Below are 18,917 nucleotides of genomic sequence, written 5' to 3' on the forward strand. Positions count from 1 at the left end.
CAGCGTTCACGGCTGCCCCTGCATACATCATTATAGCTCTTTTTGACCTGTCTTTGTTGTTGATTGTTTGGAAGCATTCTCATCACTGGCTTTACTGCCCCCTGTAAAAGAAGCTTTATCCGTCTTGGTAGACGATGCACTGTCTGGCTGTTTCGTTTCGGTCTGATCCTTATTTTGTTCCTGTGTTTGTGTGGGTGGATTATTAAAAATATCCTGCACATACGTTTTCAGTTCTTCGGGATCGCGGACAGTAAGAACTGCCGCGCCTCCCACATTCTCTTCTCCGAGCATCTTCATCGGTGGAACCTGTTCGCTGCCTGCGAAATTGCTTTGGTACCCCACATTCGCCAGCTTCCACATATCGTTAACACTGAGATTCGTGTCGATGTACGGGTTAACCTGCTCTAAAATGTTCGGCAGGTTGGCGATGGAAGTTGTGGTCTGCATTTTCTGGGCTACGGCCTCCAAAAATGCGCGTTGCCGTCCTGATCGGGAGAAGTCGGACATCGCATCGTGGCGGAACCGCACATATTGAAGCGCCGTGTTGCCATCCAGATGCTGCATACCCTTTTTCAAATCAATATCGTACTGATGTTTATCCGCATTACTTGTATAATGCATATCCTTTTCCACTTCAAAATCAATCCCGCCTACGGCATCCACCAGTTTGATAAAGCCCTGGAAATCCGTGTACACATAATATTGCACCGGAATGCCTAACAGATCGCCAGCCGTCTTCATGGCTGTGTTGGGTCCGTGAGTAATAGCGGTATTAATTCGATTTTTTCCGTAGCCGGGAATATCCACGTACGTATCACGCAAAATAGAGAACAGGTGGATTTTTTTCTTGACGGGGTCCAGTGACACGACCATCATGCTGTCTGATCGGGGAACTTCCCCTTTTTGGATACCGCGCCCATCGACACCCATTAGCAAAATATTGACCATATCGGTACCTTCCCACTTGGGCGGTTCTGGCGTACGAACCTGATCGACCTGCTTTACATTTTTGAAGGGGGAGTTAGCACCCTCTTTATGCAGATTATCCAGCTGATTATAAATGGATGTAAAATAGTACACGGCAAAGCCGACAATCGCGACGATAACCACGGCTAGAACCGACCATATCGTCCTTTTGGTTCTGCTTGTCATGGATGCTCTCCCTTTCGCTTTTCAGTTCATTACATTATAATTTCTTTTTGGAGCACAATCAATTTAACTATGGATTTTACAAATCCTGATTGAGAGGTATAACATGCTGGCAATTGATGTGCAGGATCTGCGCAAAACATTTAAGGTTCAAAAAAATCGCGAGGGCCTAAAAGGTGCCTTCCTTGATTTATTCGCCCGCGAATACAACGAGGTGGCCGCGGTCAAAGATATCTCCTTCCGTATTCCGCAAGGGGAAATATGCGGTTATATCGGTGAGAACGGCGCCGGAAAGTCCACCACGATTAAGATGCTGACAGGTATTCTCGTGCCGACATCGGGACATCTCAAGGTGGGCGGTTATGTCCCCTATGAGGAGCGCGAGAAATTTGTAGGCAACATTGGGGTTGTTTTCGGTCAGCGCAGCCAGCTTTGGTGGGACATCGGTGTGATCGAGTCTTTTCAACTACTGCGGAAAGTATATCAGGTTCCGGCTACTGACTTCAAACGCAGGCTGGATGAGCTGGTGGAGAGACTGCAATTGCAGGATCTGCTAAGCCGCCCGGTACGCAAGCTTAGTCTCGGGCAACGGATGCGCTGTGAGTTGGTAGCAGCTTTGCTGCACAATCCGTCTATTGTTTTTCTGGACGAGCCGACCATTGGGCTCGATATTATGGTAAAGTCCGAAATCCGCGAGTTTCTAAAGGACATGAACCGGGATTACGGTACGACTATTTTGCTGACGACCCATGATTTGCAGGATATTGAAGCGCTGTGCTCGCGCGTCATTATGCTGGATGATGGGAATATCATCTATGATGGTGGTTTGGAGGAATTGAAGGCGCGTTGGGGTACAGGTCGAGAAGTGCGGTTTCAGTTCGGCACACCGACCCAATTGGAGCAATTACAGGCATGGACTGCTGATATGCCACTGGCTTGGACGGTGGATAACGATTTGGCTGCCAAGGTATGGATTCCTCTTCATATTAATGTATCGGATGTGCTCGCAAGCGTAGTCGGTCGCACGGACATTACGGATATCAAAATCATTGAAACCAACACGGATGATATCGTCCGCAGTATCTATCAGTCTGGCTCGGCGGAACGCCAGGGCAATCCGGTAGTGGAGGCCAAAGTTCATGCTTAGCGTATACACCGATTTTATTCGTATTCGATTTCTCACGATGCTGGCGTATCGTGTGAACTATTATTCAGGAATTCTTATTTATTCCATGAATATTGGCGTGTATTATTTCACATACAAAGCGATATATGGCGATGCGGGTAGCATTGGAGGTTTTACTGCTGCTCAGATGACGACGTATGTAGCAGTATCGTGGATGGCGAGGGCCTTTTATTTTAACAATCTGGACCGTGAAATCTCGACGGATATTCGTGATGGAAGCATCGCAATTCAGATGATCCGACCTTATAACTATGTACTTGTTAAATTTATGCAGGGACTCGGCGAGGGGATGTTCCGTTTTCTGTTGTTTATGATTCCGGGCATGGCGATTGCGATGCTGTTGTTTCCGGTGACGCTCCCGAGTGACCCGGTAGCCTGGGTTGGTTTTCTGGTCATGCTGTTTTTCAGCTTTCTGATCAACACCCAGATCAATATTATTACGGGGTTAACGGCCTTTTTTATCGAAAATAATGAGGGCATGATGCGTATGAAGCGTGTAGTGGTAGATCTGTTTTCCGGGTTGATTTTGCCAATCAGTTTGTTTCCAGGCTGGCTGGCGACGATCGCCCAATGGATGCCGTTTCAGGCGATTACCTATTTGCCGGGCTCTGTATTTACGGGACGTGTAAAAGGCGTTGGCATTTGGAATGTACTGGGTATCCAAATCATTTGGCTGGTCGTTCTGCTCGTGCCGATGATCATCATTTGGCGACTGGCGCGCAGACGTCTGTTCGTGCAGGGAGGGTAAGCCGATGATGTACTATTTGGGTCTCATTAGCGAATATTTGAAAAATTACATGAAGTCACGGCTCACCTATCGGGCCGACTTTTGGGTAGAAGTTATTTCAGACCTGCTGTTTCAGGCCACGAATCTTATTTTTATCCTGGTTATTTTTATGCACACAGACAGTTTGGGTGGCTGGAGTGAAAATGAAGTCGTGTTCGTTTATGGATTTTTTATGGTTCCTTACGGACTATTCAGCTGTTTCGTCAACCTCTGGAACTTTAGCGAGCGTTATATTGTTAAAGGTGAACTCGACCGGGTCATGACCCGTCCTGCGTATAATCTGTTCCAGATTTTCCTTGAAAATGTGGACCCGCCCGCGCTGGTGGGCTCTGTGATTGGCCTGATTATTATGGGGATCAGCGGGGCACAGATGGACTTGGCTATGGAGTGGTGGTTCATACCGGCGCTGATCATTTTGAGCCTAAGTGCCGTGGCGATCTATACGGGGATATACACCATATTGACTTCCCTTTCGTTTTTTTCGGATGCGCCGACAGGAATTATCCCGCTCATGTACAATATTCAGGGTTACGGACGGTATCCAGTAACGATTTATAACCGTGCTATTCAGGTTGTGCTGACTTGGATACTACCGTTTGCTTTTGTTGGCGTATATCCAGCCTCCCTGTTCCTTCACCGAGAGGACATGCGCCATATGGCGCTCTTAACTCCTGTGATGGGGATTGTCTTTCTGACCTTGGGCTTACTGGCATGGAACTGGGGAATTCGCCGCTACAGAGGGGCAGGCTCATAGGTCAGGTTATATAAGACCCCCACAAGATAGGAGATGATGAGATGTCCGCGGCATTTATCGTTATTGGGCAAGCGGCACCGGATTTTGAATTGCCTGGCAGTGAGGGAAAGCATGTTAAGCTGTCTGATTATCGAGGCAGTAGGGTGTTGTTATATTTCTATCCCAAGGATTTGACCTCTAGCTGCTCGACACAGGCTTGTGATTTTCGGGATAAACATACGGAGTTTGAAGGTTTGAACACGGTGATTCTGGGGATAAGCCCTGATCCACTTAAGCAGCATGACAAGTTTATTGCCAAGTACGGACTCCCTTTTCAGTTGTTATCTGATGAAGAGCATCAGGTCGCTGAAACGTATGGTCTATGGCAGCAAAAACAGATGTACGGCAAGCAGTACATGGGCATTGTTCGGTCTACGTTCCTTATTGATGAAAATGGAATTTTAGTTCATGAATGGCGTGGTTTAAGAGTGAAAGGGCATATTGATGCTGCGCTGGCATACATTCAGGATATGGCGTAAGTGAAGAACAAAAAACCTTTTGGAATCGGATTATGCTTCTTTAAGCATCGGTTTCAAAAGGTTTTTATTAATTTTTGGATACGTTCTATCGATGCTTCCACTTTTGCTTGCAGAGATAAACACCCCATAAAACAAGCGGAATGATCAAGCCGTTTGTATAATGCCAGGTAGACATGGGATAAACAAGAGTTCTTACATAATAAAACACATTTGGGGTTATCAAAATGGTCATGCCAAACACAAGCGCTCCTGCGGGGATGACAAAGGGGCGGATATTAGAAACTCGGAATAGCTGGGTTGTTCCGAAAGTAAACGCGTAAAAGAAAAGAACACCTTTGAAATAGGCAGCAAGTGCCCAGGTTAAAGCTACTAACGATTCAACTCGTGTAATATAATTGAGCTCGTTAATCTTTGTTGTGAGTGCAGAAGAAATGTATGGACTATAATTGGTCACAAAGGGACCAACGACAAGGAGAGAGAGAAGCAGAAACACGCTAATCAGGAATCCGCCTATAAGAGAGGCGAGCAACATGTCCTTTTTAAAATGGGCTTTTTTGTTTACATAAGGAAAAACCATGAGCATAATAGACATTTCGGCAAAAGGCATAGCCACGCCTGGAACCATTCCTTTAGCAACAGGAGCTAACCCGTTTTCCAAAACAGGCCGTAAATTAGAAAGCTGAATTTGTGGCAGGAGTGCAAGGATCAGACCAGAGAAGATTAATATATATGCTGGTAATAGCATCTCGCTAACACGACCGAAAGCTTCAATTCCCATTAGCGCAGTAAGCACCATTAGGGATATTCCCATAACGAGCAGGACACGCAGAGGGGTTTGTTCAAATAACTGGGTAGTCAGGTAATCGCCTACCTCTCTAGCAATAAGAGCGGTGTTCATTAAAAAATAAAACAAATACCAGCAGGAGACAATGGTTCCGAATACAGGCCCGAAAATTTTACGGATCGCTTCAATAAGTGTAAGGCCCGGGTAGAGTTCATGAACACGAAGGAGCACGTAAATAATAATTAAACCTAACGGTATGGACAGTATAGAGCTGATCCAGGCATCCTGATGAGCAATATGTGTAATAATAGTCGGATAAATTAAGAGCATATCCCCGATTAAACACATAAACATAAGGACAGTCACTTGCCGAACACTGATACGTTCTTTTTTTGACATTTGTGGCTGCCTCCCTTCTAAAAGCCAAATATATGTGAAATAAAAGCGTTAACAGGGTTATAGATGATCTCTATCAGAATCAGCGGACTTGGCGTAACCTCTAATTTGGCAGCAAGAATACTAAGCCATGTGCCTAATCCGAGCATAACGATGTACACGAACATATCCTTAAAGCGGTGCTTTCGGTACAAGCCTGGCAAATCCTTAGCGGCGATGGCTAAGCCGATACAGATAATGACAGTGGTAATCAGCATGTCGATGCTCCTTCCTTTGAGGGTGAGGCTCAACTAGATCCCAGGCTATGATTGCCTTTCGATCTTAACTTGTATACGACAAGCAGCAGTAAAGGCAGGACAACGGAATCCGTCAAATCCCAATAAATCCAAGCGTGGACGATCGTATCCAGATAATAAGTAATGTTGGGTGCCGAGACGATAATCAGACCAAATAGGATCATAAAGCTAGGGCCCAGAAAGGTCCGTACATTGTCTAATCGCAGTAGCTGAGTCATTCCTAAGGTAAAGGCATAGAAGTGTAAAATGGTTTTAACAAAGGTAGTGATAATCCAGGCTATACTCATCATGGATTCAACTCTCTGTAAGAAATTTCCTATGTTGATTTTTTTAGATAGCGTATAAGAGGTATACACACTATGTTCGGTTACAAAAGGGCCCAGAACCATGAGTGAAACCAAGAGTAGTACGCTTAACAGAACGCTGGCAGTAAGTCCGGCTAGCAAAACCGATTTTTTTAGACCCGTTTTTTTGTTCACATAGGGAAAAATCATGAGTAAAAAAGCTAATTCTCCGAATGGATAGGACAGTGCAAATAGGCTGCCTTCCATAATCTTGGGAATACCTTGCTCCAGCATAGGCTTAAGCTGCTGACTTTCACATTGGGGAAGCAAGCACAGGATTAAAAACAAAGTGAAAGCCAAGCATAATGGTAATAAGATTTGAGCCGTACGCGCAATAGGCTCCAATCCCATATACATCCCCCACATAAGCGCAAGAATTAAGAGTAAATTGATAACAGGCAGAGGCGTCATAACATAAGTCTGGCTGTTCATAAAATCCCCGACCTCTCTTAAATAAATCGCGGAATTCATTAATAAATGGAACAAATACCATATCGAGATGAGGGAGCCTAGCCACGGTCCCAAAATTCGCTGGCAGAGTTGAATAAAGGTGAGATCAGGATATAGCTGATGTACCCGCAGGAGTAGCAGTAATAGAGCCAATCCTGCTGGGATACTTAGGAATGAGCTGATCCAGGCATCCTGCTTGGATATGCTTGTAATGAGGGAGGGATACACCAATACGCAGTCTCCGATAATACTCAAAAATACGAGTACGGCTATATTTCTGATGCTGATACGCCCTTTCTCCTCCACCCAGCTCACTCCTTCATTTGTTTTTGGAATGATTCAAACAAGGAACCAATTTTTTTAATCTTTGTCTGTGCCTTATATTCAATCTGTAAGTCCATAAATGGATTTTCTTTTTCTTCTTTTAGTCTTTTCCAAAGCTCGGGTTTGGACTGGTGAATCAGCTGACCAAAGCCGAAAATGTCTGACTTAAATTCATGTCGAACGGTCTCTACGGAATGTTTCATAATTTCAACAATTTTTTCATTGCTTGCGGCTTCAATTTCTTTAATATCGTCCATACTGTCTAGCTTCATATGCTGGCAGTTGACTTCTCGTACTGTGCTGTTGTTGGTAACTGATATTGAGATAACAGGCTCTCCATCACGAATGATTACTTTTTTTTGAGTGTCGCTACTCAAGGTTAATAGGGCAATGTTACCCCCACCCTGACAATCGGTGTGCCCCGTTGTAGACTCCACTTTATCACTGATGTAACTGAGCCCTTTACTGTCAAGGTCATTGATCCATCCCAGCAATCGGTCTTTTTTGAATACACCATTACCCGAAAACCGCAATATGGTTCCAGGCGATATGCTTTTGGTGGCATCCATACCTTTTTCATTGGTCGACTCTATATCTCCCACAGCTTCTAAAGCGGGTAGAGTGGACTGGATGTCGGGATTAACCAGATTGCTAAGAAGTTGATCCATGGTTACTTTGGTGGCAGGAGCCCAGGTTTTGGTTAAGGTATCTAACGAAGCAAATAATTTATTTGCCGGCAACTTTTCCATTGGAGTGGGGATCTTTAAAATCGTAGAAGCTTTGTTATTCTTGGCTATCGCAATATAAAAGTCACTTCTTGTAAAAGGCTCTCGCATCATGGCTTCAATCGCATCAGCAATTCCCTTTCTCGCATACTCCTCACCTAAAATCAGCATACGAATATGAGATAAATAAATGGAGCGCGGACTTGTATTCGTCATTTTTTCAATGGCCTCTTGAATCGTGGGTGCAGTGGCCTGATAAGTAACGACTGGAGGGCCTGCACTTGGTGATGATTTGGAAGCTACAGCAGAAGGAATGACCACCTGAGCGGTTACCTGATACTGGTCTCCTTCCATATCCACACCGATCCCAATAGCTATGCCCAGCTCATTTAATTCTTGGCGATCCCAGCAACCACCTAACAGTAATGCAATCAGGCCCCAGACGAAGAACAAATGTATGGTCTGCTTCATGGTTGATCCCTTCTGGTTTTTGATTTATTACCGATCCGTCTTTTTTTCGTTTTTTGGCGGATCGTATTTTGGATAGAGATGGACTGAGGACGCTTCGTCATATGAGGCCAGGGCAAGCGAAACAGCGTATCTTTCATATCGCTTTCCACATAGGGGCCAAACGGACTCATGTAAGATACTCCAAACGATCTCAGACTGGTCAAGTGCAGTAAAAGTACGATTAACCCCATCAATATTCCAAGAAGTCCAAAGGCTGCGGCTAGCATCATTAAGGCGAAGCGTATAATACGAACCGCTATCGACAGGCCGTTTTCTGGAATAACATAGCTGGAGATGGCGGTGATTGACACGATAATGACCATAGCCGCCGAGACAACCCCCGCATCCACAGCTGCTTGCCCAATAACCAGTGTGCCTACAATAGATACAGCCTGTCCGACTGTCCTCGGAATTCGGACTCCTGCTTCACGCAAAATTTCATAAGTAATTTCCATGAGCATCGCCTCGACAAAGGCTGGAAACGGTACGCCTTCCCTTTGTGCAGCGAGACTGACCAATAAGTTTGTAGGAATCATCTCTTGATGGAAGGTCGTTACCGCGATATAAACTGCTGGTGCAAGCAAAGCGATAAGAAAGGAAAAGAAACGCAGCAAACGCAGCAAAGTGCTGATGTCAGCACGCTGGTAATAATCCTCTGCCGACTGGAAAAATTGCACGAATAGCGCAGGAATCAACAGAACAAAGGGTGTCCCGTCCACCAATATAGCGATTCGCCCCTCCAACAGGCTGGCAGCGACCGAATCCGGACGCTCGCTGTTATAAATGGTGGGAAACGGAGTGAAGGATTCATCCTGAATTTCCTCTTCGATGTAACCCCCCTCCAAAATTCCGTCAATATCAATTCGGTCCAAACGTTCTCTCAGTTCCTGAATAACCCCTTCGTCAGCAATTCCTTTGATATACATCACGGACACATTGGTATGAGTGACTTGACCGATCTGTCTTGTTTCCATCCACAGGCGCGGATCGCGGATTCGCCTACGAATTAGAGCGGTATTGGTACGTAAATTTTCGGTAAAAGCCTCCATTGGACCCCGTACGACACTTTGGGATTGGGGTTCGCTAACACTGCGATCCTCCCAACCGACCGCATCAATCCATATGCCCTTTGCGTATCCGTCCAGCAAAATGATAATACCGCCAGATAGCATCTGGTTGAATAAGGCATCCATTTCGTCCACACTACCTGAGTTACCTGCAATCAAAACTTGATTCTTCAAATAGTCGAATGGTTCTGCGCCCTCCGGTACATGATGTTCATTTACTCGCATCAATGAACGGAGAACGGAATCATGGAGCAATTGAGTGTTGACCAGACCATCAATATAAAATAGAGCTGCTGGCCATTTTTGCATCCATAATAGCTCTTTAATGATTACATCTCCGCTGTTTCCAAAGGAGCTTTCGATATGATTCATATTATCCTTCAAGTTAGAGGACACATGAGTAAGTGGACAACTTTTATTCTGATTTGGCATACGTAAAATCCTCCGATATTGGAGTTTGTTGGCTTAGTATGCTCTGAATATATGAATTTATGCCTTGCGATTATAGAGCGAACGGATCTTTTCAGAGGCCTGGCAGCCCTTGTCTTTTTAAGTGTTCATAGTCGGCATCATATCTGCTCCTCTTTGGACCACAAACTTAAATGGAACGCAGCAAGTTTTTCTGCCGCAGGTCTGATCGTTCGCAATATTGCATTTCCACCTGTCGTGAAGGAGAAAATAAGCAGGGAGGTATCCGTTCTTCTCCAAGTTGTTATTGCATTTGAGTTGCTGGTTCCCATGCTCAATGGCATTGATAATGTTCTGAACAGTGTATATGCAGTGCAGGAATTCAGGCTGGGCGATGCCGGGATTGGATTGTTTTGTGCCGCTTTTGGGTGCGGTCTGGTTGCCAGCTACTTCTTAATTTCGTTGGCTTGCGGGGTAAGGGCATTTGTCTGGATACATTATTAATGCGGGAGACCCCATTGTATTTACAGGGTCCATTGTTGGGCATGCTGACGGCGTGGAGTCAAGGAATCTCGGACTTCTATGCTTGGTGCAGGGGTGGCGATTGAAATGATGGAGCCGCGTACGTGGGTTTGGCTGGATGTGCGGGGGTTATTGTGATATCTATCGTGATTTTGATGTATTATACAAGAACTCGTAGCCGTAAGGCAGCATGAGTGTGATTACTTCGTGTCATCCTTGTTGCTGGTTTTCACCGACTTTTCGGATTTGCGTAGCGAGCTAAATAGGAAGCTTCTCCACCGGTAAATAATATACAGCAGGATTATGAACCCAACGACTCCCGCAATTCGCAGTGCATACAGCTCTACCAAATGAAAAATGGCATCCCATTGGGGACCAAACAGCTTGCCGATGCTTAGAAAGAGGATGACCCAGAATAAAGCGCCGCTGTAAGCATACAAGACAAATTTACGGAAAGAAAGAGCAATAATTCCGGCAAAATAACCGGTAAAATGTCTGACACCGGGGATGAAATATCCAAGGAAAATAAGCCAGTATCCATATCGTTGAAACCATTTTTGTGTTTTCTGAAGCTTGTCCGGCGATAACAAAACCCATTTACCGTATTTCTGAATAAAGGGGAGTCCAGCCCACTTTCCGATAAAGTAGGTAATAGTCATACCGATGGTTGTGCCCAAAAAAGCTAGCAGCATCAGTTTACCGAAATTTAGGGTACCGGCATAGGAGAGATATCCCGCATAAGCCATGGTGGTTTCCCCGGGAAATGGTAAAGCAATAAACTCAAGCAGCAAGCCGAAAAAAAGGACGCCGTAGCCGTATTCTTCGAACAATTGCGCGATCCACTTCAGCACATCCATCGTTTACACTCCTACGAACAGATTGAGTATTTTAGAATCAATTCATTTTAACAATCTTTTCATGCCCGCTCAACTCCGGTTGATTTCTTGACGTCTTGTTTTATCGTTGCGTATAATGAAACGAACAATTGAGGGAGGCACGGTAATGAATAAGCCTAATGAAATCGTTGTAGTTCTCGACTTTGGAGGACAATACAACCAGTTAATCGCAAGAAGAATTCGGGATCTCGGCGTATATAGCGAGCTCCTTCCATACAATACGCCTGCGGAGAAGCTGAGAGAGCTGGCGCCAAAAGGGATTGTTTTCTCAGGCGGACCTTCCAGCGTATATACAGACAATGCTCCTCAGGTGGATCGGGCAATTTATGACCTGGGCATCCCTATCTTTGGCATCTGTTACGGTATGCAGCTGATGGCTCACCAACTGGATGGTAAGGTAGAACGTGCGGGTAAGCGTGAGTATGGTAAAGCAGACGTGCAATTCAATCAGGATGCCCGCTTGGCTAAAGGACTGGATTCTCGTCAAACCGTATGGATGAGCCATGGGGATCACGTTACAGATTTGCCAACCGGCTTTACACTGGATGCAGGAACAGAGAGTGCGCCGATTGCCGCGATGAGTAACCTGGAGCGGAATCTGTATGCTGTGCAATTCCATCCAGAGGTTCGTCATTCCGTTCAAGGTAACGAGATGATCAGCAACTTCCTTTATGAAGTGTGCGGTTGTGAAGGCAACTGGACTATGGAATCGTTCATTGAAGATCAGATTCGTGAGATTCGTCAACAGGTAGGCGACAAGAAAGTATTGTGTGCCTTAAGCGGTGGCGTGGATTCTTCCGTTGTAGCGATGCTTATTCATAAAGCGATTGGTGACCAACTGACGTGTATGTTCATTGACCATGGATTGCTGCGCAAAGGTGAAGCCGAAAGTGTAATGGAGACGTTCGTTGGTAAATTTGATATGAAAGTTGTCAAAATTGACGCACGTGAGCGCTTCTTGTCCAAGCTGGCAGGAGTCGATGATCCGGAACAAAAACGTAAAATCATCGGTAACGAGTTTATCTATGTGTTCGAGGAAGAATCTTCTCAATTCGACGACTTTACTTTCCTGGCTCAAGGTACGCTGTATACGGATATTGTAGAGAGCGGAACTGCAACGGCACAGACCATTAAATCCCATCATAATGTGGGTGGTTTGCCGGAGAACATGAAGTTCAAGCTGATCGAGCCGTTGAATGCCCTGTTCAAGGACGAAGTGCGTAAAGTCGGCGAAGAATGTGGACTGCCAGCTGAGATTGTATGGCGTCAACCATTCCCAGGTCCGGGTCTTGCCATTCGTGTGCTGGGTGAAGTGACAGAGGACAAGCTAACCATTGTTCGTGAATCGGATTACATTTTGCGCGAGGAGATTGCTAAAGCCGGTCTGGACCGGGAAATCTGGCAATACTTCACCGCTTTGCCGAATATGAAGAGTGTTGGCGTTATGGGCGATGCTCGTACGTATTCTTACACTGTAGGTATTCGTGCAGTAACCTCCATCGACGGTATGACTGCTGACTGGGCACGTATCCCTTGGGATGTGCTGGAGAAAATCTCCGTTCGTATCGTAAATGAAGTGGATAACGTGAATCGTATCGTGTACGATATCACTTCCAAACCACCAGCAACGATTGAGTGGGAATAAGCGTGGAGACTCCCGCATCGTAACCACGAACTCTTTAAGATTCACCAATACAACATCAGGACTCCTCCGCATCGGCGAAATATCGCTATGCGGTTGGAGTCTTTTTTACGGGGTCAAGGTCGAACCTTTGCTCGGGAAAGTTTACTGTACGGCAACCTCAATCAACGGGGTTTAGCTAAAGGCGAACAGCATTGCCTCATGCGACGGGGATATGAAGTCATTTGTTGGTGCAAAACGGAATATGAAGCTGAAAAAAGGAGATATTATTCAATGGTAATGTCTCCTTTTTTTTATATGGTTTTATTAGATCCAAGCTATAAATAGCTTAAATCAAGTATGAAATTAAACGTTTAGTTCTTTTTCATGTCATGCTCTAATGGTGTCATGTTTTGATACTAATATATTTTATAATGTACCTAGATTAAAGTGTTACATATCTCGTTTCATTAAACGCTGTTCTAAGGAGAATAAAGAGATGAAAAAATTATTTCTGTCGTCCTCATTTAAGGATGTTGCACCATGCTTAGTCCATTTCGCTGATGAAAACCTGGAAGGAAAAAAAGTCACCTTCATCCCAACCGCGAGTATTCCAGAGAAAGTTAAGCTTTATGTGAATTCAGGGAAAAAGGCATTAGAGAATTTAGGATTAGTCGTGGATGAAATCGAAATCAGCACAGCACCATTGAATGAAATAGAGAGTAAAATTAGAGAAAATGACTATATTTATATTACCGGAGGTAACACATTTTATTTACTTCAAGAGTTAAGAAGAACCGGGGCTGACAAAATCATTGCTGATGAAGTTAATGCAGGGAAGTTATACATAGGCGAATCGGCAGGTTCGATGATTTTATCACCGAATATCGAATATGCCCAACTTATGGACAATGTGCAGGAGGCGCCTGCTTTGGATTCCTTTGTTGCGCTCGGGATCATGGAATTCTATCCAGTCCCCCACCATACGAACATCCCGTTTAAAAAAGCGGTGGAAAGCATCATTGAGGAATATGGCAGCCAATTAAATTTATATCCAATCAGCAACGCGGAAGTTATTTTGGTTGAAGGTGATAGGATAAAAGTCGAGAACGCATGATTTTAAAAGATCAAGAACATTCAATTCCACATCATCGTGGTACTGAATGTTCTTTTTTATAATTCTACCTTACCATACAATCTTTTTCCCGGTTGAAGCCGATTCCTCAATGCGGTCCAGTAGCTGATGCAGCTTTAAGGCATGGTTGAAATCAGGAGCGAGACGGGTATCCGTCAAAATATCCTCGGCAAATACATGATGAGCCTTGGCTACATTCAGGGTTACCCCTTCTTTTGGGAAATCCAGGCCGCCATCAGGATCAGCAGTTATACTTATTTGTTCAAACGCTCCATTAGGACCATGACTCTGCGTACTGCTTGGATCGTACACAAGTTTTTCGAGCGTTAGATTTCCAAATTGAACATGTCCAAGCGAAGGATTCTGTGTCAAACGCAAAATGCCCTTTTTCCCCTGAATCTCTATCTCAAACTTAGAATTCACCCCGCCCTGAATGTGAATGGATACCGGTGCTCCCTTTTCCAATAGTCCGTGAATCAGAATCTGGTCGGCTGTATCCTTGGAAATGACTTCACCCGTTTCCTGAATGGTGGCTTCGTTATAGCGAGATGATGTGATGGCCGATAGCTTGCGGAATTCGCCAACGATGTATTGCAGCGCATCCAGAGAATGCCCGCCGTTAATCGTCAGCAGATTAGCGCCATTGGCTCTGTTCAGCAAATAAGCAGTGTCCTGATTTACTTGTCCACCTTTGCCGGAAGTAGCTACTTGCATATGACAGGATAGAATTTCACCAATCTCTCCGCTCTCCACCAACTTTTTCATCGTTTGCACTTCAAGATCCTGCCGTGCCTGCAAGCCGACGGTATGATGAATGCCTGCCAGTTCCGCCGCCTTGACCATTTCAGCAGCTTCCGCAGTGTTTGCCCCCAAGGGCCATTCACAAAAAATATGCTTTCTCTCTTGAATTGCCGCCATCACCGCCTCATAATGATGGGGAACTTTTACGCTCACCACGACCATGTCCACATCCTCGGAAGCTGCGAGCTTTTTGGCATCATCAAAAGCCAGTGTCGCCCCTACTTCATCTGCACTTTGTCGTGCACTCTCCATACGGGAAGTACCGATGGCTGTGATATCCAGGTTCGGGTGCTTGAGCAAAGCCGGAATATGCGTTTGACTAGCCCATTTATTATTCATCGAACCTCCTACGATACCTGCACGAATCTTCTTTATTACCATGTTGCCATACCTCCTAATTTTTAAATGAGGGTGGAAAGTAGCGTCCAAGGCCAATATAATACACTTAACTCATAAATAATAATGCTTGTTTATGATATAGGTATCATTTTATTTGATGGGAGGTGAAGGGGTGGATATTGAAAATATGCAGGCATTTGTTTCGGTGGCAGAGCTGAGAAGCCTGACAGAAGCTGCTCAAAAGCTGAATCATCTGCAATCGAATATGACGGCCAAAATAAAGAAGCTGGAGGCCCATTACGGCACAGCGTTATTTTACCGAAAGCCCCGTGGTATGGAGCTAACACCTGCAGGAGAAATCCTATATGCTCAGTTCAAGCAAATGTTGTTGTTGTGGCAAGACACGGAGATGAAAATGAGACCGCAGGAGGAAAAGCTGCGCATCGGTACGATGCAGTCCATTGTTGCGGGGGAAACAACAAGGGCGCTTACGAAGGTATACGAGCTGTACCCGCAGGCCTCGGTTACATTAAAAACCGGAACCACCACGGAAATGGAACGATTGATCCTCGACGGCGAGCTCGATATTGCTTTTGTTACAGGGTATCCCACCAACCCGTATATTCATTATCAAAAAATATGCCGTGAAGAGCTGGTGCTGGTGGGGAAAGGCATACATGAAGGCTCGGACCTCAAACAGGTTCTGCAAGGAGCCTCTATTATCATATTGTCGGATAGTTGCCTGTATCTTACGCAATTGGAGAAGTTGTATCAGGACATGCAATTGACCCATGGCGAGGTTGTGGAGGTCGGTGTGTTTGATACGATGGTGGAATTTGCCTTGATGGGAATGGGAATCACCCTTATGTCCAAAAGGCTGGCGCGGCAATTCAAAGTAACATCTTATTTGCCCACTCCTCCAACCTTCGGCTACATGGATACATATTTAATAACCCGGCCCAATCACGAAATGACAGCGATTGAACATAAATTTATCGAAATCAATAATACGATCTAATAGAGTAGGAGTGGAATTAGATTGACAAATAATCAGGGCAAGTACCAAGGTAGCCATGCCGTATTCCTGGGAGATAGCATTACGTTTGGATATGAATTACGTGATGGAGAAAAGCCTTACCCCCACCTCGTGAGTGATGCATTAGGATTCCAAACTTTTGAGAATCATGGCATATCCGGTAGCAGTGTAGCCAGCGGCGGCTTTGAACCGATGTGTGAGCGCTATGAGAAAATGAACCCTCATGCGGACGTGATCTTTTTTATGGGGGGAAGAAACGATTTTTCGATGGGGGAAATATCGTTCGGTAGCTTGGATACGCCATCGATAGAAACGCGTACGTTTTATGGTGCGCTCAAGTATATTGCCGAAGGATTAATTAACCGTTACCCGGACAAGCTGATCGTCTTTTTGACCCCGCCTCACGGATCAAGTGATACCGTTCCTGAGCATCTGCCTAATGCCATCACAGGTCAAGTCTATAGCGCGTATGCACAGGCCGTGAGAGAAGTGGCCTCACTGTATTCTTTCCCGTGCTGCGATCTGTGGAATATCGCTGGAATTCAACCACTGTTGCCTGTACATAAAGAGATGTACTTTACAGGGGAAAATGGTATCCCTGACGGCCTGCACCCGAATCAGGCAGGCCACGAGCGGATGGCGGCCCGTATTATCGGATTTATGAATACACTGTAATGTATAGACCATTTCACCGTTTCATCGAATGACCCTATTAACTACAAATTCTAGAATGCTCAGACTATTCGTTTAGCTTGAGCATTTTTTTGTAATTGTAGTATTTGTATATATAGACTTGTCTCAGGACTTGTTTGTTTTTAGTGAGAGTGTATAATACTTGATATATCAATTGATGGGTCAAGTATTAGGGGGAGGGTTTGTCATAGAACATTGCTCTGAAAAAAGCCAATTGTTTTATCGCATGCATCTTTTGTGTAAAGAAATGAATAACGCTTTTGAAGCACAGTTAAAAACCAGCTTTACCAAGGTCGAAATTTTGTATCATATAGATCATCGTCAGGAACTAAGTCAGCTGGAACTCCAACATCTGCTCGTTCTGGATGGTGCAGCAGTGACCCGACATCTGAGAAGGCTGGAAGAGGAAGGTCTGATTTTACGTAGCAAAAAAGAACAGGATAAGCGTGTGACCTATATACGTTTGACCGAATTAGGGGTTCAAGAGCTGCAAGTTTTGTCAGAGCAAAGACAAGCCTTTCAGGAAAAACTGCTATGTAATTTTACAGATGAGGAAATTGTGGCTTTGACAGATGTACTACAACGTATGTCTAGCAATGTGAAAAATATATAAAATATGCGAGGAGGAAATGAATATGAAAGCCATCGTTATAGATCAGTATGGAAGCAAGGATGAATTGAAAGAAAGAGAAGTGCCTACTCCTACACCACAGACTCACCAGGTTGTAGTCAAAGTGGCGGCTACCTCCATCAATCCAATTGACTGGAAGCTGCGTGAAGGTTACTTAAAACAAATGATGGATTGGGAGTTCCCGATTATTTTAGGCTGGGATGTCGCCGGCACTATTTCGGAAGTAGGCAGCGAGGTCACCGATTGGAAAGTAGGAGATGAAGTGTTTGCGCGCCCGGACACTACCCGGTTCGGTACTTATGCCGAGTATACCTTGGTGGATGAACACCTGCTGGCACGTAAACCTGCCTCCATTTCTTGGGAGGAAGCCGCTTCTGTACCTTTGGCGGGTTTGACTGCTTGGCAGGCGCTCTTTACACATGGTCAACTGGCCAAAGGGGAAAAAGTATTAATCCATGCAGGTGCAGGTGGCGTAGGCATGTTTGCTATTCAGTTTGCCAAACAAGCCGGAGCCTATGTCATTACGACAGCCAGTGAGCGTAATCATGAACTGCTTGCTTCATTGGGAGCTGATCAAATCATTGACTATCGTACAACTCGTTTTGAGGAAGTTTTATCTGATGTGGACGTGGTGTTCGACACGATGGGCGGGGATGTTCAGAGGAATAGCTTCAAAGTAATAAAAAAGCATACCGGACGAATCATATCCATTGTCAGTAATTTTGACGAAGCGCTGGTGAAGGAGTACGACGTAACGGCCAAAAATATATGGCTGGAGCCTAACGGACAGCAACTGCAGGAAATTGCCAATCTGTTGGAACAGAAGAAAGTAAGATCAGTGGTAGGAGCTACGTTTCCTTTTTCGCAAAAAGGTTTGTATGACGCACACGCTTTAAGTGAAACCTACCACGCTGTCGGTAAAATTGCAATAACCTTCTCATAAGGACGCATACTCATATACAGCACGAAAGGAATTGTACGCGATGAAGATCTTAGAAGATTATTTTCACTACTATGATTTAGCAAAAGATGACGAGCAGAGTAGAGAACGATTAATTAACCTTTTTTCTGAGAAGATTGAGTTTGTATTAAATGGTGATCGAAAACAAGGTATGAACAGTTGGAAAAGCTTCTTGAATATGTTTTTTGAGGGATCGCTCGAAATCAAGCATATGTATGAAGGTTGGAAACCTGTACCCAGAGAACCTGATACCTATCAAACCAAATGGGCAGTGTGTGGTAAAAAAGCAACAGGTGAAGTTTATACACTTACTGGAGTGGACAAAGCCCGGCTGGATGAGGAAGGTAAGATCATTTATCTGGAAAATATACCGGACACAGCGAATGCCTTTGATAAGTACAAAAAAATCTGATTCCTCTAAATGATAACCCGTCAGCTGCATAATAGCTTGCGGGTTTTCTGTTTTCCGAACAATACATATGTGTTCAATTTGTAACATTCGCTTTTTCTGTTGACAAGCAGTAGGTGAGAGCCTAAAATAACGAATGTAATAATATAGCGCATTGAATGCGAATATTACTTCA

The 18,917-nt window shown here is 44.7% G+C and carries 20 protein-coding genes; 12 read left to right on the forward strand and 8 right to left on the reverse strand.

The window, feature by feature from the left end; genetic code table 11:
* Positions 1 to 30: 30 nt before the first annotated feature.
* Positions 31 to 1,152: an LCP family protein gene (locus tag NSQ68_RS03825; protein ID WP_029515758.1), complete on the reverse strand. Its 1,122-nt coding sequence runs from the start codon at positions 1,150 to 1,152 to the stop codon at positions 31 to 33.
* A 103-nt stretch (positions 1,153 to 1,255) separates the two neighbouring features.
* Between NSQ68_RS03825 and NSQ68_RS03830 the strand changes: the two genes are divergently transcribed.
* From NSQ68_RS03830 to bcp, 4 genes are read left to right on the forward strand one after another with little or no spacing between them, the layout of a single operon-like run.
* Complete coding sequence (locus NSQ68_RS03830; RefSeq protein WP_307352963.1) at positions 1,256 to 2,296, forward strand: ATP-binding cassette domain-containing protein; 1,041 nt, start codon at positions 1,256 to 1,258, stop codon at positions 2,294 to 2,296.
* Positions 2,289 to 3,083: an ABC-2 family transporter protein gene (locus NSQ68_RS03835; protein ID WP_069081078.1), complete on the forward strand. Its 795-nt coding sequence runs from the start codon at positions 2,289 to 2,291 to the stop codon at positions 3,081 to 3,083. The genes NSQ68_RS03830 and NSQ68_RS03835 overlap by 8 nt, the downstream gene beginning before the upstream one ends.
* A gap of 4 nt (positions 3,084 to 3,087) precedes the next feature.
* Positions 3,088 to 3,876, forward strand: coding sequence for an ABC-2 family transporter protein (locus NSQ68_RS03840; protein ID WP_025718032.1), 789 nt, complete (start codon positions 3,088 to 3,090; stop codon positions 3,874 to 3,876).
* Positions 3,877 to 3,917: 41 nt separating this feature from the next.
* Entirely contained in the window at positions 3,918 to 4,394 is a 477-nt protein-coding gene (gene bcp, locus NSQ68_RS03845) for a thioredoxin-dependent thiol peroxidase (protein ID WP_342428014.1), read from the forward strand.
* Between the two features lie 85 nt (positions 4,395 to 4,479).
* Here the strand turns inward: bcp and NSQ68_RS03850 are convergent, their stop codons facing one another.
* From NSQ68_RS03850 to NSQ68_RS03870, 5 genes are read right to left on the reverse strand one after another with little or no spacing between them, the layout of a single operon-like run.
* Positions 4,480 to 5,577, reverse strand: a complete 1,098-nt coding sequence (locus NSQ68_RS03850; RefSeq protein ID WP_307352969.1) for an endospore germination permease — start codon at positions 5,575 to 5,577, stop codon at positions 4,480 to 4,482.
* Between the two features lie 17 nt (positions 5,578 to 5,594).
* Complete coding sequence (locus NSQ68_RS03855; protein WP_307352971.1) at positions 5,595 to 5,831, reverse strand: hypothetical protein; 237 nt, start codon at positions 5,829 to 5,831, stop codon at positions 5,595 to 5,597.
* Positions 5,832 to 5,860: 29 nt separating this feature from the next.
* Positions 5,861 to 6,970, reverse strand: a complete 1,110-nt coding sequence (locus tag NSQ68_RS03860) for an endospore germination permease (RefSeq protein ID WP_342428015.1) — start codon at positions 6,968 to 6,970, stop codon at positions 5,861 to 5,863.
* A 5-nt stretch (positions 6,971 to 6,975) separates the two neighbouring features.
* On the reverse strand, positions 6,976 to 8,184 hold the full coding sequence (locus tag NSQ68_RS03865; RefSeq protein WP_342428016.1) for a Ger(x)C family spore germination protein: 1,209 nt from the start codon (positions 8,182 to 8,184) through the stop codon (positions 6,976 to 6,978).
* Entirely contained in the window at positions 8,181 to 9,722 is a 1,542-nt protein-coding gene (locus tag NSQ68_RS03870) for a spore germination protein (RefSeq protein ID WP_342428017.1), read from the reverse strand. The genes NSQ68_RS03865 and NSQ68_RS03870 overlap by 4 nt, the downstream gene beginning before the upstream one ends.
* Positions 9,723 to 9,773: 51 nt before the next feature.
* On the opposite strand from NSQ68_RS03870, the gene NSQ68_RS03875 reads away from it, so the two are divergent.
* Positions 9,774 to 10,202: a hypothetical protein gene (locus NSQ68_RS03875; RefSeq protein ID WP_342428018.1), complete on the forward strand. Its 429-nt coding sequence runs from the start codon at positions 9,774 to 9,776 to the stop codon at positions 10,200 to 10,202.
* Between the two features lie 218 nt (positions 10,203 to 10,420).
* Here the strand turns inward: NSQ68_RS03875 and NSQ68_RS03880 are convergent, their stop codons facing one another.
* Positions 10,421 to 11,077 (reverse strand): DedA family protein, encoded by a 657-nt coding sequence (locus tag NSQ68_RS03880; RefSeq protein ID WP_342428019.1) that lies wholly within the window; start codon positions 11,075 to 11,077, stop codon positions 10,421 to 10,423.
* A 145-nt stretch (positions 11,078 to 11,222) separates the two neighbouring features.
* On the opposite strand from NSQ68_RS03880, the gene guaA reads away from it, so the two are divergent.
* The gene (gene guaA / locus NSQ68_RS03885) at positions 11,223 to 12,761 is read left to right on the forward strand and encodes a glutamine-hydrolyzing GMP synthase (RefSeq protein WP_013308777.1); all 1,539 of its coding nucleotides are present in this window, start codon (positions 11,223 to 11,225) and stop codon (positions 12,759 to 12,761) included.
* A 475-nt stretch (positions 12,762 to 13,236) separates the two neighbouring features.
* Positions 13,237 to 13,854, forward strand: a complete 618-nt coding sequence (locus tag NSQ68_RS03890; protein WP_342428020.1) for a Type 1 glutamine amidotransferase-like domain-containing protein — start codon at positions 13,237 to 13,239, stop codon at positions 13,852 to 13,854.
* Between the two features lie 69 nt (positions 13,855 to 13,923).
* On the opposite strand, the gene NSQ68_RS03895 is transcribed toward NSQ68_RS03890, so the two are convergent.
* On the reverse strand, positions 13,924 to 15,054 hold the full coding sequence (locus NSQ68_RS03895; RefSeq protein ID WP_342428021.1) for a Gfo/Idh/MocA family oxidoreductase: 1,131 nt from the start codon (positions 15,052 to 15,054) through the stop codon (positions 13,924 to 13,926).
* A gap of 130 nt (positions 15,055 to 15,184) precedes the next feature.
* Here NSQ68_RS03895 and NSQ68_RS03900 point away from each other — a divergent pair, with 130 nt between their 5' ends.
* The 5 genes from NSQ68_RS03900 to NSQ68_RS03920 all read left to right on the forward strand — a co-directional run bounded on the left by NSQ68_RS03900 (position 15,185) and on the right by NSQ68_RS03920 (position 18,745).
* Positions 15,185 to 16,030 carry a LysR family transcriptional regulator gene (locus NSQ68_RS03900; RefSeq protein WP_342428022.1) on the forward strand — a complete coding sequence of 282 codons (846 nt, stop codon included), beginning with the start codon at positions 15,185 to 15,187 and terminating at the stop codon, positions 16,028 to 16,030.
* Positions 16,031 to 16,051: 21 nt separating this feature from the next.
* On the forward strand, positions 16,052 to 16,723 hold the full coding sequence (locus NSQ68_RS03905) for an SGNH/GDSL hydrolase family protein (protein ID WP_342428023.1): 672 nt from the start codon (positions 16,052 to 16,054) through the stop codon (positions 16,721 to 16,723).
* 160 nt (positions 16,724 to 16,883) lie between these two features.
* The gene (locus tag NSQ68_RS03910; protein WP_342428024.1) at positions 16,884 to 17,354 is read left to right on the forward strand and encodes a MarR family transcriptional regulator; all 471 of its coding nucleotides are present in this window, start codon (positions 16,884 to 16,886) and stop codon (positions 17,352 to 17,354) included.
* A 22-nt stretch (positions 17,355 to 17,376) separates the two neighbouring features.
* Positions 17,377 to 18,315 (forward strand): NADP-dependent oxidoreductase, encoded by a 939-nt coding sequence (locus NSQ68_RS03915; protein ID WP_342428025.1) that lies wholly within the window; start codon positions 17,377 to 17,379, stop codon positions 18,313 to 18,315.
* Between the two features lie 40 nt (positions 18,316 to 18,355).
* The gene (locus NSQ68_RS03920; protein ID WP_342428026.1) at positions 18,356 to 18,745 is read left to right on the forward strand and encodes a hypothetical protein; all 390 of its coding nucleotides are present in this window, start codon (positions 18,356 to 18,358) and stop codon (positions 18,743 to 18,745) included.
* Positions 18,746 to 18,917: the final 172 nt, after the last annotated feature.

It is taken from the genome of Paenibacillus sp. FSL L8-0158, from assembly GCF_038592965.1.
Classification (GTDB): Bacteria; Bacillota; Bacilli; order Paenibacillales; family Paenibacillaceae; genus Paenibacillus; species Paenibacillus polymyxa_D.

Coding starts and splice junctions, on each gene's coding strand:
- NSQ68_RS03835 (WP_069081078.1), top strand. CDS start 2,289: ATGCTTAGCGTATACACCGATTTTATTCGTATTCGATTTCTCACGATG.
- NSQ68_RS03920 (WP_342428026.1), top strand. CDS start 18,356: ATGAAGATCTTAGAAGATTATTTTCACTACTATGATTTAGCAAAAGAT.
- bcp (WP_342428014.1), top strand. CDS start 3,918: ATGTCCGCGGCATTTATCGTTATTGGGCAAGCGGCACCGGATTTTGAA.
- NSQ68_RS03840 (WP_025718032.1), top strand. CDS start 3,088: ATGATGTACTATTTGGGTCTCATTAGCGAATATTTGAAAAATTACATG.
- NSQ68_RS03830 (WP_307352963.1), top strand. CDS start 1,256: ATGCTGGCAATTGATGTGCAGGATCTGCGCAAAACATTTAAGGTTCAA.
- NSQ68_RS03880 (WP_342428019.1), bottom strand. CDS start 11,077: ATGGATGTGCTGAAGTGGATCGCGCAATTGTTCGAAGAATACGGCTAC.
- guaA (WP_013308777.1), top strand. CDS start 11,223: ATGAATAAGCCTAATGAAATCGTTGTAGTTCTCGACTTTGGAGGACAA.
- NSQ68_RS03915 (WP_342428025.1), top strand. CDS start 17,377: ATGAAAGCCATCGTTATAGATCAGTATGGAAGCAAGGATGAATTGAAA.
- NSQ68_RS03855 (WP_307352971.1), bottom strand. CDS start 5,831: ATGCTGATTACCACTGTCATTATCTGTATCGGCTTAGCCATCGCCGCT.
- NSQ68_RS03895 (WP_342428021.1), bottom strand. CDS start 15,054: ATGGTAATAAAGAAGATTCGTGCAGGTATCGTAGGAGGTTCGATGAAT.
- NSQ68_RS03865 (WP_342428016.1), bottom strand. CDS start 8,184: ATGAAGCAGACCATACATTTGTTCTTCGTCTGGGGCCTGATTGCATTA.
- NSQ68_RS03875 (WP_342428018.1), top strand. CDS start 9,774: ATGAATTTATGCCTTGCGATTATAGAGCGAACGGATCTTTTCAGAGGC.
- NSQ68_RS03825 (WP_029515758.1), bottom strand. CDS start 1,152: ATGACAAGCAGAACCAAAAGGACGATATGGTCGGTTCTAGCCGTGGTT.
- NSQ68_RS03890 (WP_342428020.1), top strand. CDS start 13,237: ATGAAAAAATTATTTCTGTCGTCCTCATTTAAGGATGTTGCACCATGC.
- NSQ68_RS03870 (WP_342428017.1), bottom strand. CDS start 9,722: ATGCCAAATCAGAATAAAAGTTGTCCACTTACTCATGTGTCCTCTAAC.
- NSQ68_RS03850 (WP_307352969.1), bottom strand. CDS start 5,577: ATGTCAAAAAAAGAACGTATCAGTGTTCGGCAAGTGACTGTCCTTATG.